This is a genomic window from Streptomyces sp. NRRL S-1813, assembly GCF_000719605.1.
GTDB classification, from domain to species: domain Bacteria; phylum Actinomycetota; class Actinomycetes; order Streptomycetales; family Streptomycetaceae; genus Streptomyces; species Streptomyces decoyicus.
Genome location: NZ_JOHB01000028.1, coordinates 1 through 16,174 on the forward strand (window position 1 = coordinate 1; position 16,174 = coordinate 16,174).

Below are 16,174 nucleotides of genomic sequence, written 5' to 3' on the forward strand. Positions count from 1 at the left end.
ACCCGGCCACCCGCTGCGCGGTACGCGTGATCCGCCCCAACGGGGACAGCACCCGCCCCGCCATCGCATAACCGAAAGCAAACGCCACCACCGTCAGGCACACCAGAGCGATCAGGGACCGGTTCAGGAAGCTGTGCAGCGCCATGGCGCGCTGGTCGCGGATGCAGGTGCCGATCGCCGAGTTGATCTCGTCGACCGTCCCGACCGACGGCAGGTCGGGGCAACTGATGTTGCCCACCCGGACGTTGCTGCCGAACACCCTGAACTCCGGGGCCTCCTTGAGGGTGTTGGCCGCCAGAATGTAGATGATCGTCAGCAGCACGATGCCGGCCATCAGGAACATGCCGCCGTACAGCAGTGCGAGCCTTATGCGGATGGTCGGCCGCAACCACGGCGCGGGGCGGCGCTGCGGCTCGGGACTCCAGGTGGGCTTCGGAGGCGCGGTCACCGAAGTGGGCAGCTGGGAGGAGGTTGCCATGGCGGGTCAGCCCCGATGGCCCGACGAAGCGGGCAAGGCCACTGATACCGGGGTGACGAGTAGGTGCACTGCGGGTCCTTCCTCAGATGCCTCAAGGCACGCGACAGTTGTGAAGCCTCACCATCCTTCCCAAAGGGGCCGTAAACCGGCAGTAAGTAATGGATCACCTCCCGGCCCGGCCCGCCGACCGGAGCGTCAGGGCGACGTCAGATTCATGGCCTGTGCGACATCGGCGGTGCGGGGCGAGGTCTCGACGGATTCATGGCCGCCCAGCATCGAGGTCTCCGGGTCCTTGAGGCCGTTTCCGCTGACCGTGATGACGATCCGCCGGCCGGCGTCGAGCCGTCCTCGGCCGTGTTCCGTGAGCAGACCGGCGATGGCGGCGGCCGAGGCGGGTTCGGCGAAGACGCCCTCCCGCCGGGCGAGCAGCCGGTAGGCGCTGAGGATCTGTTCATCGGTGACGGCGGAGATCAGGCCGCCCGATTCCTCGCGCGCGGACACTGCCCCGTCCCAGGACGCGGGGTTGCCGATCTGGATCGCATTGGCCACGGTCTGCGGCCGGGCGACGACGGCCCCGTTGGCCAGGGGGGCCGCGCCCGCGGCTTGGAAGCCCCACATCCGGGGGCGGCCGGTGGACAGGTGCGCGGCGGCGTAGGCGGTGTAGCCGCGCCAGATGGCGGTGATGTTGCCGGCGTTGCCGACGGGCAGGCAGTGGATGTCCGGGGCGTCGCCCAGGGCGTCGATGATCTCGAAGGCAACGGTCTGCTGGCCTGCGAGGCGGTGGTCGTTGACCGAGTTGACCAAGGTGACCGGGTGATGCGCGGAAAGCTCCCGGGCGATCCGCAGACAGTCGTCGAAGGAGCCGTCGACCTTGATGATCTTTGCTCCGTAACGGACGGCCTGGGCCAGCTTGCCGAGCGCCACGTTTCTCCGGGGAACCAGGACGACGGCCGGGAGTCCGGCCCGTGCGGCGTAGGCGGCGGCCGAGGCGCTGGTGTTGCCGGTCGATGCGCACACGATCGTGCTGTCCGGGCTCGTTTCCAGGGCCTTGCTGACGGCCACGGTGATGCCGCGGTCCTTGAACGAGCCGGTGGGGTTGGCGCCCTCGACTTTCAGCCACACCTCGCAATCGGTGAGGGCGGACAGATGCTCGGCACGCAGGAGCGGCGTGTTGCCCTCGTGCAGGGAGACGACGGGCGTGCTGTCACTGACCGGCAGCCAGGGCCGGTATGCGCTGATCAGGCCCTGCCAGTGGCGGGAGCCTGCCGTGGTGGAAGCGATCACTGTTCTCACCGGTCCGGTAGGGAAACGAACGGAGTCACGATTGTTACTGTAAGGCCGAACATGGCGGTGGTGTGAAACGTTCGTACCGTCTCGTTGCCGTCTCGTTATTCACCCTCGCGCTGAGGGAGCGCCTGGTGAAACGCTTCGAACGTCCTCGCCCGGGGTGCGTAACATTCGGCACTATGGCGACGGACCCAGTGATGACGCGGCTCAGTGAGGTGTACGCGGAGCTGCCGCGAGGCGAGCGGGCCATCGTGCGGGTGCTGCTGGACGACTATCCGTTCGCCGCGCTGGGGTCGCTGCGGGCCTTGGCGGACCGCGCGCAGGTCAGCCCGCCGACGGCCTCCCGGTTGTTCCACCGGCTGGGCTGGGACGGCTTCGCCGATTTCCAGGCCGCGGTCCGGGACCACGCGCGCGAGCACGACCGGTCGCGGCTGCGGGAGTTCGTGACGACGGCTCCGCGCGAAGAGCCGGCGATCACCCATCGGGCCGCGGAGGAACTGCGCGCCGGGCTGGACAGCACGCTGGCCGCTGCGACCGAGCCGCTGCTCGCCCGTATCGGGGGGTTCCTGGCCGAGGCCGGCAGAGTGTGGGGTGTGGGCGGTTCGCTGAGTGAACTGGCCGCCGACTACCTCGTCCGGCAGCTGGCAGGCCTCCGTCCGGGCGTGGCCCGTGTGCCGGACACCGCTGCCGCCCGGGCCCGGGTGCTGGTGGACCTGGGACCGTCGGATCTGATCGTGGCCTACGACTTCCGCCGGTACGCGCACAGCACCGCCGCATTCGTCCGTGCGGCCCGTTCGCGCGGCGCCCGGTTGGTCCTCGTCACCGATGCCTGGGAATCACCCCTGGCCGACCAGGCCGAGGTGCTCGTCCGGCTGCCCCGCGAAGCGGCCGGGCCGATCGCGCCGCTCACCCACGAGGTGGCCGTCACCGAGCTGATCCTCGTCGCGGCGGCCGGACTGATGGCGGACTCCGCCGAGCGGCTGGAAACCCTGGACGCCCTGACCGCCGAGCTCAACCACGACCTGCCGGACACCCCGTAGGCACGTCGATGACCGGGCGCGGCTCAGACGTCCGAGGGCGAGGTGGTGCGCTTCCGGGGCTGCGCCTCCTCCGCCTCCTTCGCCTCGTCCGCACCTGCGTCCTGCGGCCGCGCCGGGCCGGCCGCCGGGCCGTTCCTGCGGCGCAGCTCGTACCCCGTCAGCACCACGCCCACCGTCAGCAGGCTCAGCCAGAACTGCGACCGGCTGTCCGGCAGGAACGCCATCGCCCCGATCACCACTGCCATCAGCGCGATGGTCACCCAGCTCAGCCACGGGAACAGCCACATCTTCAGCGTCAGCCGCTCCGGCTCCGTACGCTCCAGCTTCCGCCGCATCCGTACCTGTGCGACCGCGATCGCCAGATAGACGAACAGGGCAATGGCGCCATAGGAGTTGATCAGGAACTGGAAGACGACATCGGGCGAGATCCAGGCGGCGATCACCGACAGATAGCCGGCCGAGGTCCCCGCCAGCAGTGCCCGTCGCGGTACCCCGCTCGCGCTGACCTTGGTGAATCCGCGTGGCGCGTCCCCGTGACGGGTCAGCGCGAACAGCATCCGGGAGGAGGTGTAGAGCGCGGAGTTCAGGCAGGACAGCACGGCGATCAGCACCAGGGCGTTCATGACCGTGCCGGCCGCGGGAACCGCAAGCCGGTCCAGCACCGCCGCGTACGGACTCACCTCGATCGCCTTGGACGTCCAGGGCACCACCGTGACGACCAGGAAGATCGACAGCACATAGAACGCCACCACCCGCAGCACGATCGAGCGGATCGCATCCGCCACCGCCCGCTCCGGTTCGACCGACTCGGCGGCCGCGATCGTCACGATCTCCGCGCCGGTGAAGAACCCGATGCAGGGCACGACGGCGGCGAGCACCGCGCCGACGCCCTCGGGCGCGAACCCGCCGTGCGCCGTCAGATGGCCCAGCCCGCCGGGGGCGTCCGGCCACAGGCCCAGCACGTACAGCGCGCCGAGAAAGAGGAACACCACGATCGCCAGGACCTTCACCGACGAGAACCAGTACTCGAACTCGCCGTAGGACCGGGCCGAGACCATGTTGGTCGCCGTCAGCAGCGCCATCAGGACCAGGCTGACCGCCCACAACGGGACGCCGGGGAGCCACAGTTGGACGATCCGGCCGCCGGCCACCGCCTCGACGGCGACCACGATCACAAAGAAGTACCAGTACAGCCAGCCGACCGTGAAGCCCGCACGCAGCCCCAGGGTCTCGCGGACATGGGCGTAGAACGACCCCAGCGCCGGACGGGCGACGGTCATCTCGGCCAGCATCCGCATGATCAGGACGGTGAGCACGCCGGCCGCCAGGAACGACAGCACCGCGGCCGGACCGGTGGACCGTACGACCACCCCGCTGCCGACGAACAGTCCGGCCCCGATGACCCCGCCCAGCGCGATCAGCTGCATATGGCGGCGTTCGAGTCCCTGCTGAAGGCCGCCCGGCGCCGTCGGCGTCCCGGTCCTTGCGGTGCTGTCGTCCCGTACCGTTCCCGTGCTCATGGGAGGCGACGCTAATCGGCCAACCATGCAGCGCTGTTGCCGCAGTGTTTCAGCAGGCGGGGTGCCGTGGCGGCCCGTGCGCCGGGCTCACAGCGGCAGGACGCACACCGGGACCGGAGCCGTGAACGGTGCGCCCGTACTGCGCAGCGCCCCGGTCCGGGCGTCGACCGCGAACACCGTGACCGACCCCGACTTCTGGTTCGCCGCGAACAGCCAGCGCTGATCCGGTGAGAAGGCGATCTGCCGGGGGAAGTCCCCGCCCACCGGCACGGTGTCCAGCAGCCGCAGCCGTGCCCCCGCCGCCTCCACGGCGTAACGGGTGAGGCTGTTGTGACCGCGATTGGCGAGAAAGGCGAAGCGGCCGCCCCGGGTGACCAGGATCTGCGCCGGATAGCTGATGCCCGGACCGGTACCCGTGGACTGCGGCATACCGGGCGTCAGCCGCCCGCTTCGGCGGTCGTAGCGGCATACCACGACCGTGTTGTCGACCTCGTTCGCCAGATACGCGAAGGCGCCCGAGGGGTGGAACGTCAGATGCCGGGGTCCGGCGCCGGGCCGCAGCGTGGCATACGCCACCTGGGTAAGCTTCCCGGCCGTCCCGTCCAGCCGGTAGGTGTAGACCGTGTCGTTGCCGAGGTCGACCGCCAGCACATGCCGGCCGTCCGGGGCGGTGATGATCTGGTGGGCATGCGGCCCGTCCTGGCCGGGGCCGGGCGGCGGGCTGGAATGGGTGACCAGGTCCGTGCGCTCGCCCGGGACGCCGGTGGTGCGGTCGAGCGGATGCACGGCCAGGCTGCCGGAGAGGTAGTTGGCGGTGAGCAGCCAGCGTCCACTGGGATGCACCGACAGATGGCAGGGCCCGGCGCCGCCGGTGGGCCGGGTGCCCAGCACCGTTGGCGGGCCGTCCGGTGCCGGCGCCATCGCGGTCACCGCGCCCTGCTGCTGCTCGTCGACCGCGTAGAGGGTACCGCCGGACGGTGCCAGTGCGAGGTAGGAGGGGTCGGCGACCCCGGCCACGACCCCGGTGGCGGTGATCCGGCCGGTCGCGGTGTCGTACGTACCGAGTCCGACGCCGCTCCCGCCGCCCGCTGCCGAGGTGTAGGTCCCCAGGAAGAGCGGCCGGTCGCGGCGCGGGCGCCGCGAGGGACGGCGGGTGGCGTGCGCGGGCGCCGGATCCCCCATCGTCAGCGACCCCACCCCGCCGGTCGCGGCCAGCCCCGCCGCGACGGTACCGAGGAACCGCCTGCGATCGATCCCGGTCCCGGCCTGTGTTCCCCTGCGTGCTGCGCTCATGCCACACCTCGGTGCTCGGAGATCAGTGGTCCGTGATCGGGTGGTCGTGGTCGTGCCAGCAGGGTGGCCCCTCCCCGCCCGCTCCGGCAAGCGAGGCAACCCGGATTGCGGGCCGTGCAACGCAAGGGCGGCATCGGAACGGCCGGGTGACCCTGACATCCCCCTACATCCTCATGATGACCACCACCCCCCTCCGTAGCACTCGAGTCGTACAACACAACCCATACGCGGACTGATTCGCCGCACCCCTCATTGCTCGTAGTTTTTTGATCAAGGCACAAAGATGATCGAGAGGCCACGGATATATGTACGGCAAGGCATTCGCCCCGGAATATCAGGGCGAGTTGGGTGCGGCACTGAGCGTGAACTCCTCCTACGAGGAGGTGCTGGCGACGGCGAGCCGCGCACACGCCGACGCCGGCACCGCACTGGACAGGTCCCGGGCCGCGCTCGCGGTCGCCGAGGCCAACCGGCGGCTGGGACGGGTGGCGGAGGCGGGCGACGCCTGGCGGGAGAGCTACCGCAGTGCCCGCACGGCCGGTGACCGGGGCGCCATGGCCTGGGCGCTGTGGAGCGGCGGCACCCTGGCCCGCCAGTGCGGGTCCCTCCCGTTCGCCCGCCGGCTGCTCACCCATGCCGTCACGCTGGCCGACGGCAGCGGCGACCGCCTCGCCCACGGCTACTCGCTCGCCGGACTCGCCGAGACCGGCCGCATACAAGGCGACTACGCCGCGGTCGCCGAGCTCCACGAGCAGTTGCTCGCACAGGGGCGGGCGCACGGCGAGGCCCGGCACATGGTCTGGGCGATGTCCGGGATAGCCCAGATGCATCGCAACACCGGCGGCTACGACAAGGCCCTGGAGCTGTTCGAGGAATCCGCCCGCATCGCCGCCGAGGCGGACGACTTCCGCGGGCGCGCCTGGTCGCTGCGCGGCGTCGCCGACGTCCTGTCCGTACAGGGCCAGACCGACCGGGCGCTGGACCTGCTGTCCGAGGCGGAGGCCATCTGCCGCACCATGGACCTGGCCAGCGCGCTCGCGTACAACCACAAGATGCGCGCCAACGTGCTCTACCGGGCGGGCCGTTACGAGTCGGCGCGCGAGACGTACACCCTTTCGCTGCGGGAGTTCCGCGAGATGCAGGAGCCCCGCGGGGTGGCGCTCTCCCGGCTCGGGCTCGCCAAGTCCCGTGCCCGCCTCGGCCGCGACCGGGACGAGACCCTGGCCGAACTCGGCTCCCTGGAATCGGAGTTCGCGCGCATCGGGCTGCGCCACGCCCGCGACATGGTCATCGCCTTCCGTACAGAGCTGACCGCGCCATCGGCGCCAGAAACTCCCGCTCCTCGGTGCGATGCCACCACGCTCGGGTCTCCCGCAGTTCCCGCCAGGTCGTGAAGCGGTAACGGAAGACCCGGGCCCTGATCCGGGCCGGCGGCAGATCGGGGAACGGATTGCCGCGCAGCAGCCGCAGCGTGTCCCGGTCGTTCTCCAGCAGCCGCGCCACGAACGGCACGAACCACGCCCGCGCATAGGCCGGTGACAGGGCGGCGAACCACATCAGCCAGTCCAGCCGCAGGTGATACGGCGCGTACTGGCGGGGCAGCCGTCGTACCTCGCCCGGCTTTCCGCGGAATTCGTACGGAAGCCAGACCGTGTCCGGCCCGGTCACCGCGTCCGCCGTCCCCTCCACGACGATCTCCCGGCGGACTCGTGTGATGCTGCCGAACGCGCCGTACGAATTGACCAGATGCAGCGACTCGTAGGAGGTGTTCATCATCTGCCGCCGGGTCAGCAGATTGCGCGCCGGACGGTAGCTGAGCACGAGGACCCCGGCCGTGGCGAGGAGGGCCAGGACCTCGAACCACACGGGGGGCGGGGGAAGCGGCGCGGACGGCTTCCCCCACAGCGGGGCGGCGGCCGACATGGCGAGCGCGATGGTCACCCAGTTCAGCCAGGCGAAGTTGCCGGACAGCACCAGCCACAGCTGGGTGACGACCATCGCGACCGCGGCCCATCCGGCGATCGGCTGCGGGGTGAAGAGCACGACGGGGAAGGCGAGTTGCGCGACATGGTTGGCGGCCACCTCGACCCGGTGGAGGGGCGCAGGCAGATGGTGGAAGAACCAGCTCAACGGGCCGGGCATCGGCTGGGTCTCGTGGTGGTAGTACAGACAGGTCAGATCCCGCCAGCAGTGGTCGCCGCGCATCTTGATCAGCCCGGCCCCGAACTCCACCCGGAACAGCACCCAGCGCAGCAGCCATATGACCGGCACCGGGGGAGCGATCCCGGCATTGCCGAGGAACACCGCGAGCGAGCCCGCCTCCAGCAGCAGTGATTCCCAGCCGAAGCTGTACCAGGTCTGCCCGACATTCACGATCGACAGATACATCGCCCACAGCACGGCCCACAGCAGCATCGCCGCCCACAGCGGCACGGCGTCCGCGGCCCCTGCCGCCACGGCCGCGGCCAGCAGTGCCCCGCACCATGACCACAGGGCGAAGAAGCGGTCCGAGTAGTGCCAGTGAAAGACCGAGGGCGCCGCGCGGAACGTCACCCGTGCGAGGAACTCGGGCACCGGCAGCATGCCGCGCGCCCCGATGAGGGCCCGGAACTGCCGGGCCGCCGCGAGGAACGCGACCACATAGAGAACGGCCAGCATGCGCTGGAAGACCAGCCGCCCCAGCCAGTATCCGGAATCCAAAAACCATGCCACCCGCCCATGGGTAGCACTGCCGCCGCCTGCCCTGCGGCATGGCGCGCGGCGACACAGGGGGGATCCCCGGCTCACTCTCCAGCGTAGGGATCGGGGCGAATGCAGCAACCTGAGGGCCATTGGAGTGAGTGATGTGCATCACACATTTCGCCCTTTTGCCCCGCCGCCCTTGGGCGCCGTATCCGCACCTTCCGATGGCGCGCCTTTGTCGACGGAAAACGTCGAGCGCGCGGAGTGCGGCGTCGTTACTCTGAGGGGCGACGGACGACCTTTCTGGGAGACGCCAACACCATTGGCCCGTCGCGGGAACGCCACAAACCTTGGCTGACCTCCCGGTTTGTGAAAAAGGCGCCACCGCGTCGGAACCAATACCTCTGGAGAAGGAGTGCGTGGTGGCATTGCACAAGGCTCAACACAAGCAGCCCCGTTTGAAACAGGGCGAGCGGCCCGGTCGGATCAAGGAAGTCCGGAATTTGGAAGCCTGGGACCGCTGCGCTCCCGTGCGCCTCGCGGGCTGCGACGACGATCCCGCCGAACCGAATATCTTCCGCGGCATCGACTGAATCGACGGATCGCTCGGGCGCCGTCCCTGACCCGTGGGCCTCCTCCTTCCGCGGTCAGGGCCGGCGCCCGAGCAGACACAGCAGCCGGGTGAGCTCGTCGGCGCCCGCCGGCGGCTCCACCGCAGCGGCGAAGAGCCCGGAGGCGTTGAGCTCGGAGGCATACGGCTCCACTTCACGCAGCGCCGCCCGTGCCAGAGGGCCGGGCAGTCGTTCATCGGCGCCGATCGCACGGGACAGATCCCAGGCGTGCACCACCGCATCGGCCATCATCTGGGTGCAGTACGCATCGGCCGGACCGGAGCCGTACGACAGCTGGACCGTGCGGTTCAGCGCACCGCGCTCCGAGAACGCCGCGACGGCGGCCACCGCCGCGCGGTCCCAGGCCGCCGCCGGATCCTCCCCGAGCACCTCTCCGTCATACTCCGCACCGACGTCCGCGATCGTCGCGCCGTCGCGCACCAGGCGGGGCACCCACAGCTGTTCGGCGGTGAGGTGGTTCACCAGATCGCGCACCGACCATGCCGTACACGGCGTCGGGCCGTCCCACTGGTCGTCGCGGACGGCATGCACCCGGGTTCCGAAGAGCGCCAGGGCCTCGCCATGGGTCCGCAGGATCTCGTCGTGGTTCATGCTCCCCGAGAATAGGAGCGGGCACGGACAACGGCGCCCCGGCGCACGGCGCTCACCCGACGGCCCCGGGGGCTCGGCCTGACCCGAACGGCCCAACCGGGGGCAGGGCTCTCCCCACCCGCCGGTCGGCACCGCGCATACGGCCAGGACACCCAGGACACCCAGGACACCCAGGACACCCAGGACGGCCGGGTCAGTCGGCGTAGAGCTGACGTTGCGGCACGATCTGCTGGGGCTGACTCGGGCTGGACCACAACAGCTTCATATGGGCCTCACCGGTCCGCTCCGTGTAGTCGATCCGGATGCTGTGCCGGAGACCGGCCTTCAGGGTGACGGTGCCCTTGTCGGCCTTCGGTTCGTGCGGGGTGGTGCTGTCGATCACCGGTCTGCCGTCGATCCACAGCCGCACGGTGTCGTCGGAGACCGTGGTGAAGGTGTAGGTCTCGTCGAAGCGCGGCTGGATGCTGCCGGTCCAGCGGGTGCTGAAGTGATCGGCGGGGATCGACGGATCCGGCGATCCGTCGAAGCGGTAGGACTTGTTCACCGTCGGATCGACGGCGGTCACCGCGGGCGGGCCGGAGAAGGAGCCGTTCGTCCAGCTCTGCGCCGTCAGCCCCTTGCCGGTGCCGGCGGGCGCCGCGGCCGGCGGCTTGATCGTGAGCCGGATGACGCTCGCGAGCGGACCGGTGGCCGTACCGGACGGGGTGAGGTCGAAGCCGTCACCGGCCGGAGTGACCTTCACCTGCTGGGAACTGCCGAGCACCCGGGCCGCGGTGATCTCGAACCGCCCCTTGGCGGTGAGGTGCAGGGATGCTCCGGCGGCCGGCCAGGCGGTGACGGAGGCATACAGCTCATTGCCCCGGCGGGAGACCGCGCCCCAGGACGGGTCCGCCACCAGCCCGGTGTGCCCGGCCCCGTGGACCGCGTCGCCCTGACCGTGCGCGCCCAGCCACCGGCCGGTCTCGCGCAGCCGGTCGACGGACGGCTGCGGGATGCGCCCGAGCTTGTCGGGACCTACGTTGAGCAGATAGTTGCCGCCGCGGCTCGCCACATCCAGCAGATTGCGCACCACGGTCGCCGACGGCTTCCAGTTGGTGTCGTACTTGGCGAAGCCCCAGTGGTCGTTGAGCGTCATACAGCTCTCCCACAGCTGCCCGTCGACCGGCTCCGTGGGGATCTCCTGCTCCGGCGTGCCGAAGTCGCCGTCGACCACCTCGCGCTTGCCGACCCGGTTGTTGACGATCAGGTCGGGGTTCAGGCCGTGCAGGTACGCCTGGAGGTCGGCGCCGTCCTGGCGTGACCAGCGGTTGGTGGGGTTGTCCGCGTCCCATTCGCCGTCGAACCACAAGAGCGCCGGGTCGTAGTGGTCGACCAGCTCCCTGAGCTGGGCGTACATCCGCTTCTTGTAGCGCGGGAAGGTCGCCGGACCGGCGAAGTCCGGATCGTGCCAGTCCCAGATCGAGTAGTAGAAGCCGAGTTTGATCCCGGCGGCGTCGGCGGCCTGCTTCAGCTCGGCGAGGATGTCGCGGTGCGGGTCGAAGGAGGAGTGATCGCGCAGGTTCCAGGTGTTCTGCTTCGTCGGCCACATCGCATAGCCGTCGTGGTGCTTGGACGTGATGACGATGTAGCGCTGCCCGGCGTCCTTGGCGGCCCGGACGATCGCCTTGGCGTCGAAGGCGGACGGGTTGAAGGTGGCGGCCTGCTTCTCGTACTCCTCGTTCGGGATCCGGCACTCGCGCTTGATCCACTCCGCGTTGCGGCACACCGTGCCGTCGGGCCGGGTGTACTCGCCTTCCAGGTTCGAGTACGCGCCGAAGTGGATGAACATCCCGAAGCGGTCCTGGCGCCACCAGGAGGTGCGCGACGAGGTGAAGGGATCGTCGGTCGCGTGGTTGGTGCCGGGGCCGGCGGCGGGCCGTGGCGGGGGCTTCGCGGCGGCCCCGGGGGCGCCGGCGGTCAGCAGCAGGGCGCCCAGCACCCCCATGAGTCCCAGCAACCGGAACGGTCTTGTGCGGCTGTGCATCGCTCGCTCCTCGGGTCAGTTGGTCACGTACGTGCCTCCTGTGCCATCCCGCATGGTGCAGCGCCGGCACCGGGACCGGAAGACCCCGGACGCGACAAACATCGGAGCACCTTGCGCAAAGTTGGCGGAAGTTGGGGGTGTTGTCGGGTGGTGGGCCATGAGACCTCGGACCTAAGCAGGTGTGGGGGACGGGTGGCCGAGATAGACACGGCCGACAGCCCCCAGGACCTTGACGCAGAGTCAGTGCCCTGGAAAACCAGCGGACTTGCCGGTTCAATGAGCGGTCCGGTCGCCACTCACTGGAGGCACCATGGAAGCCGTCGCCCCATCCGTCGCCGGTGCTCCGGCGATCCGCTGCGCGGGCCATGAACGCGACTATCCGTCCTTCCTCGACCGTGCGGCACGGATCGCCACCGGGCTCCAGGACGCGGGAGTCGAGCCCGGCGACCGGATCGCGGTGGTGCTGCGCAACGAGCCCGCCCATCTGGAGATCACCGCCGGGGCCGCCCTGCTGGGCGCCTCGGCGGTGCCCGTCAACTGGCACTTCCGGCATGACGACCTACGGCATGTGCTCTCCGACAGCGGCAGCAAGGCCGTCTTTGCGCACACCGACCTGCTGGACGCGGTGACCGCCGTGCTCCCCGACGGGGTACGGATCGTCGAGGCCGCCGTTCCCGCCGGTGTCGCGGCCGCCTGCGGGTTCACCGCACCACCGCCCTCAGGGGCACACCCGCTGCTCGACCGGTGGCTGGAAGGCTACGAACCGCTGGGACAGGCCGCCGGCGAGCGCCCGCCCACCGTCATCTACAGCTCCGGAACCACCGGGCGGCCCAAGGGAGTTCTGCGCGAACCCGTCTCCCCGGACCAGCTCGAAGAAGGCGTGCGGCTGTTCCTGGAGCGCTTCGCCGTCGCCCCCGGCGGCCGTACGCTCATCCCCGCCCCGCTCTACCACGCCTCTCCCAGCCAGCACGCCGTCCTCGCCCTCGCGGCCGGGCTGGACATCACCCTCATGCCGCGCTTCGACGCCGAGGAATTCCTGCGGCTGATCGCACAGCACCGCATCGAGCAGGTGCAGGTCGTGCCCACGATGTTCGTCCGGCTGCTGCGCCTGCCCAAGGACATCCGCGAGCGCTACGACCTGTCCTCGCTCACCTCCGTGGTGCACGCTGCGGCGCCCTGCCCGCCGCATGTCAAACACGCCATGATCGACTGGCTGGGGCCGGTACTGCGGGAGTACTACGGCGGCAGCGAGACCGGTGCCGTGACGTGGTGCGACAGCGCGGAGTGGCTGGCCCACCCCGGCACCGTCGGACGGGCCACCGGCACCTGCGGGGTCGCGGTCCTCGGCCCCGACGGAACACCGCTGCCGGCCGGCGCCACCGGCGACATCTACCTCAAACCCGGTGACGGCTGGCCCCGCTTCACCTACCTGGGCGATCCGGACCGGCGCGTCGCCATGGAAGCCCCGGGCCTGCCCGGCTACGTCACCATCGGAGACATCGGTCATCTCGACGCGGAGGGCTATCTCCACCTCAGCGACCGCCGGAACGACATGGTTATCTCCGGGGGCGTCAACATCTACCCCGCGGAGATCGAGGGCTGTCTGCTCGCCCTCGACGGGATCCGGGACGTGGCCGTCTTCGGTATCCCCGACGAGGAGTTCGGCGAGGTTCTCGCCGCCCATCTGGAGACCGAACCCGGCGTGCTGCTCAGCGCCGAGGCGGTACGCGCCCATGTCCGTGAGCGGCTCGCCGGATACAAGGTCCCCCGGGCCGTGGTCTTCGAGGAGCTGCTGCCGCGCGACGAGTCGGGGAAGCTCTTCAAACGGCGGCTGCGGGACCCGTACTGGGCGGGGCACGACGGTGCGATCTGAACGCCGCACCCCGCCCGTGGCCGCCTCGGTTCAGCAGGCCGAACCGTCGAAGACCGGGATCAACTGCTCCTCCTCGTAGGCCAGATGCCTCTCCACCTCCTCCGTGAGACGCTCGACCTCGGAGAGCACCGACCGGGGATCCGCGCCCTCGGCGGAGATGGCCTGTTGCAGTGCGTCGAGGAGGACCGCGAGTTTCTTGTGTTCCTGCTGCATCCGCTCCAGCGCCGGAGCGAGTTCGGGGTGATGCCGGCCGAGCATCGGGAACATTCCGGCATCTTCACCGGTGTGGTGGTTGTGCAGCCCCTGGCAGAGGGCCAGGCAATTCACCCGGAGCTGGACGCCGAGACCGGGGCCCGATTCCGCCATTTCCTTGCGGATGAGGGCGAGTTCCCGCCGGAACCCGTCGTGCACGGCCTTGAGTGCGGCACCCGGTGAGTCGGCCCTGATATTCGGCGGACCGGCGGGGATTTCCTCCAGAGCCACCACCGGAAGAATGCGATCCGTTTTGGCCTGGTACTCCGACCACCCCGGATCGGTCTCGGCCGCGCGGGCGAAAGCCCGGTCGCGTTCGGCGCCCTCCAGAACAATCGCCTGCGCCTCGTAGGTGAAGATGCCTGCTTCGACCGTGACGCGGGGATGGGCGACCAGATTGTGGAACCAGGCCGGGTGCTTCGGTGCGCCCGCGGCCGAGGCGATGACCAGGACGCGTCCGCCGCCGTCGGGGAGGTAGCCGAGCGGGGTGGTGTGCGGGGCGCCCGACCGTGCGCCGGCGGTGGTCAGCAGAAGCAGGCGGCCGCCCTCGAAGGGGCCGCCGACGCGTCCGCCGTTGGCACGGAACTCCTCGATGATCTGTCGGTTGAAATCGATCGGCATATTCGGTGTTTTCTCCAGGATGGATGAAGGCAGAGGGGCCCGCGGATTTACGCGGGCATGGCGGCAGAGCCCGGTCGACGAGCGAAGAACCGCTCGGTGGGCAGGGCGCATGGACCGGGGTCGACAGGAACTCGACCGCGGTGCGGAAAGAGGGAAGAGGAAGGGTGCGTGCAGACGGAAAGTGCCCGGCAGCGCGGTGCGCATGCAGGCAAAATTCCGCAGCAGGCAAAATGCGCGGAACGCGCAAACACTGGAGGAGGAGAGGGGCGGGCCTCTGGTCGCCCGCCTCGCGGTCACGTGGTGACCGGGAAACTCACTCGCTCGTGGCACATGGCCGACCCGGTAGTCACGGCGTCAAAGGTAATGCCATAAAGGCATCCAGGCAATACCGGAGGGGTAAGGCGGGTTTCTTGCCTTCGGGCCGGCTGCCGGAAATCGAGGTCCCGGCGGGCGGCGCCGCGCGGAGCAAGCCGTTCCGGGGTGTTGCCGGTGGCGAGCCGTGCGGGTCTCGAACCCCCCTTCCACATCCGGGAGTTGACTGCCACGATGTCCTCGCTACACACACATGAAAGAACGTTGTTCGCGTACGTGAATGACTGAGTGTCCGTGCACGCAGGGCCTGACGGTACTGAGCCCGCATGCGTGAACTTCCGTTGCTGAGGGGTGTGTTCATGGAACGTCGGCAATTCCTCGCCACCGGCGCCGCACTGACGGCAGGCGCCGCGCTGTCCGCCCGCCGGGCCGCCGCCGCGCCGGGCCGCCGCCGCGCCGACCGGCTGCCGGCCCGTGCCGAGACCGTCGCCGTACTGCGCCGGGTCGCCGACCACTGGATCGGCGCGCACGCCGACCCCGGTGACAACCAGTGGGCCCGTGCCACCTTCTTCAGCGGACTGCTGGCCCTGCACCGCCTCACCCGTGAGCCCCGCTACCTCGCCTATGCGCGCGGCTGGGCGGAGCGCCATGCGTACGGGCTGCACAACGGCGTCACCACCCGTCACGCCGATGACCACTGCGCGGGCCAGGCCTACCTCGATCTCCATGCGCTGGACACCGCACCGGATCCGGCCAAGATCGCCGCCATTGAGGACTCCCTGCGCCGCATGGTCGACACCTCGGCCGAGCGGCACGACGACTGGTGGTGGGACGACGCGCTGCACATGGCGATGCCGCCGTTCGCCCGGCTCGGCGCGCTGCGCGCCGACCCCGCCTACTGGGACGCGATGCACACGCTCTACACCCACACCAAGAGCGCCGAGGGCGGCCCCGGCCTCTACGACCCCGGCAGCGGCCTGTGGTACCGCGACAAGCGGTTCCTGCCCGGCGGCATCTCGTCCCCCGACGGGAGACCCGTCCTGTGGTCCCGTGGCAACGGCTGGGTGGCCGGCGCCCACGCCAAGGTGCTCGCCGTCCTCCCCGACACCTTCGCCCCGGTCCGCGCCTACCGCGCCACCCTGGTCAGGGAACTGGCCGCGCTCCGGGCCGTCCAGCGGTCCGACGGGTTCTGGAATGTGAACCTCGCCGATCCCGCGCAGCTGCCCGGTCCGGAGACCAGTGGCACCGCCTTCTTCACCTACGGGACGGCGTATGCGCTGCGTGCCGGGCTCGTTCCGCGCGAGCGCTATCGCCCGGTCGTGGCGCGGGCGTGGAACGCGATGGTGGACACCGCCGTGCACCCCGACGGCTTCCTCGGCCATGTGCAGAACGTCGGCGACCGGCCGGAATCCAGTCAGCCGGTCACCTACGACTCCACCGCCGACTTCGGCGTCGGCGCCTTTCTGCTGGCGGGCACGGAGGTGGTGGCGCTGGGCGACGGCTGACCCGTCGCCCGAGGCCGTCCCCGCCGGGCCCGGCCCACGGGCCGCGGCGGCCGCCCTCGCCGAGG

12 protein-coding genes and 1 pseudogene are annotated in these 16,174 nt (G+C 70.2%); 5 read left to right on the plus strand and 8 right to left on the minus strand.

Features of this window, described 5'->3' with window-relative positions:
* Positions 1-478 (minus strand): annotated as a pseudogene (locus IF67_RS0129665) (HAMP domain-containing protein); the annotation flags it as partial.
* Between the two features lie 195 nt (positions 479-673).
* Entirely contained in the window at positions 674-1,759 is a 1,086-nt protein-coding gene (gene thrC, locus IF67_RS0129670; RefSeq protein ID WP_051818722.1) for a threonine synthase, read from the minus strand.
* A 185-nt stretch (positions 1,760-1,944) separates the two neighbouring features.
* On the opposite strand from thrC, the gene IF67_RS0129675 reads away from it, so the two are divergent.
* The gene (locus tag IF67_RS0129675; RefSeq protein WP_078889709.1) at positions 1,945-2,805 is read left to right on the plus strand and encodes a MurR/RpiR family transcriptional regulator; all 861 of its coding nucleotides are present in this window, start codon (positions 1,945-1,947) and stop codon (positions 2,803-2,805) included.
* A 23-nt stretch (positions 2,806-2,828) separates the two neighbouring features.
* On the opposite strand, the gene IF67_RS0129680 is transcribed toward IF67_RS0129675, so the two are convergent.
* Entirely contained in the window at positions 2,829-4,325 is a 1,497-nt protein-coding gene (locus IF67_RS0129680; RefSeq protein WP_234341417.1) for an amino acid permease, read from the minus strand.
* Positions 4,326-4,412: 87 nt separating this feature from the next.
* Positions 4,413-5,618: a lactonase family protein gene (locus IF67_RS0129685; protein WP_030990863.1), complete on the minus strand. Its 1,206-nt coding sequence runs from the start codon at positions 5,616-5,618 to the stop codon at positions 4,413-4,415.
* 305 nt (positions 5,619-5,923) lie between these two features.
* On the opposite strand from IF67_RS0129685, the gene IF67_RS0129690 reads away from it, so the two are divergent.
* Positions 5,924-7,012 (plus strand): tetratricopeptide repeat protein, encoded by a 1,089-nt coding sequence (locus IF67_RS0129690; protein WP_037840022.1) that lies wholly within the window; start codon positions 5,924-5,926, stop codon positions 7,010-7,012.
* Here the strand turns inward: IF67_RS0129690 and IF67_RS0129695 are convergent.
* Positions 6,906-8,330, minus strand: coding sequence for a lipase maturation factor family protein (locus IF67_RS0129695; RefSeq protein ID WP_030990865.1), 1,425 nt, complete (start codon positions 8,328-8,330; stop codon positions 6,906-6,908). The genes IF67_RS0129690 and IF67_RS0129695 overlap by 107 nt on opposite strands.
* Before the next feature lie 392 nt (positions 8,331-8,722).
* On the opposite strand from IF67_RS0129695, the gene IF67_RS43945 reads away from it, so the two are divergent.
* Complete coding sequence (locus tag IF67_RS43945; RefSeq protein WP_158713181.1) at positions 8,723-8,893, plus strand: hypothetical protein; 171 nt, start codon at positions 8,723-8,725, stop codon at positions 8,891-8,893.
* 54 nt (positions 8,894-8,947) lie between these two features.
* Here IF67_RS43945 and IF67_RS0129705 read toward each other — a convergent pair whose 3' ends face one another.
* Positions 8,948-9,523: a TIGR03086 family metal-binding protein gene (locus IF67_RS0129705; RefSeq protein WP_030990867.1), complete on the minus strand. Its 576-nt coding sequence runs from the start codon at positions 9,521-9,523 to the stop codon at positions 8,948-8,950.
* Positions 9,524-9,716: 193 nt separating this feature from the next.
* A complete protein-coding gene (locus tag IF67_RS0129710) occupies positions 9,717-11,546 on the minus strand; it encodes an alpha-L-fucosidase (RefSeq protein ID WP_030990869.1) in 1,830 nt (609 codons plus the stop codon).
* Positions 11,547-11,856: 310 nt separating this feature from the next.
* Between IF67_RS0129710 and IF67_RS0129715 the strand changes: the two genes are divergently transcribed.
* Positions 11,857-13,419 (plus strand): AMP-binding protein, encoded by a 1,563-nt coding sequence (locus tag IF67_RS0129715; RefSeq protein ID WP_030990871.1) that lies wholly within the window; start codon positions 11,857-11,859, stop codon positions 13,417-13,419.
* 30 nt (positions 13,420-13,449) lie between these two features.
* Here the strand turns inward: IF67_RS0129715 and IF67_RS0129720 are convergent, their stop codons facing one another.
* Positions 13,450-14,292, minus strand: a complete 843-nt coding sequence (locus IF67_RS0129720) for a nitroreductase/quinone reductase family protein (protein ID WP_030990874.1) — start codon at positions 14,290-14,292, stop codon at positions 13,450-13,452.
* Between the two features lie 671 nt (positions 14,293-14,963).
* Here IF67_RS0129720 and IF67_RS0129725 point away from each other — a divergent pair.
* Complete coding sequence (locus IF67_RS0129725) at positions 14,964-16,109, plus strand: glycoside hydrolase family 88 protein (RefSeq protein ID WP_030990876.1); 1,146 nt, start codon at positions 14,964-14,966, stop codon at positions 16,107-16,109.
* Positions 16,110-16,174: the final 65 nt, after the last annotated feature.

Bases quoted from the DNA above. Each gene is read 5' to 3' on its own strand.
- IF67_RS0129715 (WP_030990871.1), top strand. From the start codon at position 11,857: ATGGAAGCCGTCGCCCCATCCGTCGCCGGTGCTCCGGCGATCCGCTGC.
- IF67_RS0129725 (WP_030990876.1), top strand. From the start codon at position 14,964: ATGGAACGTCGGCAATTCCTCGCCACCGGCGCCGCACTGACGGCAGGC.
- IF67_RS0129675 (WP_078889709.1), top strand. From the start codon at position 1,945: ATGGCGACGGACCCAGTGATGACGCGGCTCAGTGAGGTGTACGCGGAG.
- IF67_RS0129720 (WP_030990874.1), bottom strand. From the start codon at position 14,292: ATGCCGATCGATTTCAACCGACAGATCATCGAGGAGTTCCGTGCCAAC.
- IF67_RS0129685 (WP_030990863.1), bottom strand. From the start codon at position 5,618: ATGAGCGCAGCACGCAGGGGAACACAGGCCGGGACCGGGATCGATCGC.
- IF67_RS0129680 (WP_234341417.1), bottom strand. From the start codon at position 4,325: ATGAGCACGGGAACGGTACGGGACGACAGCACCGCAAGGACCGGGACG.
- IF67_RS0129690 (WP_037840022.1), top strand. From the start codon at position 5,924: ATGTACGGCAAGGCATTCGCCCCGGAATATCAGGGCGAGTTGGGTGCG.
- IF67_RS0129705 (WP_030990867.1), bottom strand. From the start codon at position 9,523: ATGAACCACGACGAGATCCTGCGGACCCATGGCGAGGCCCTGGCGCTC.
- IF67_RS0129710 (WP_030990869.1), bottom strand. From the start codon at position 11,546: ATGCACAGCCGCACAAGACCGTTCCGGTTGCTGGGACTCATGGGGGTG.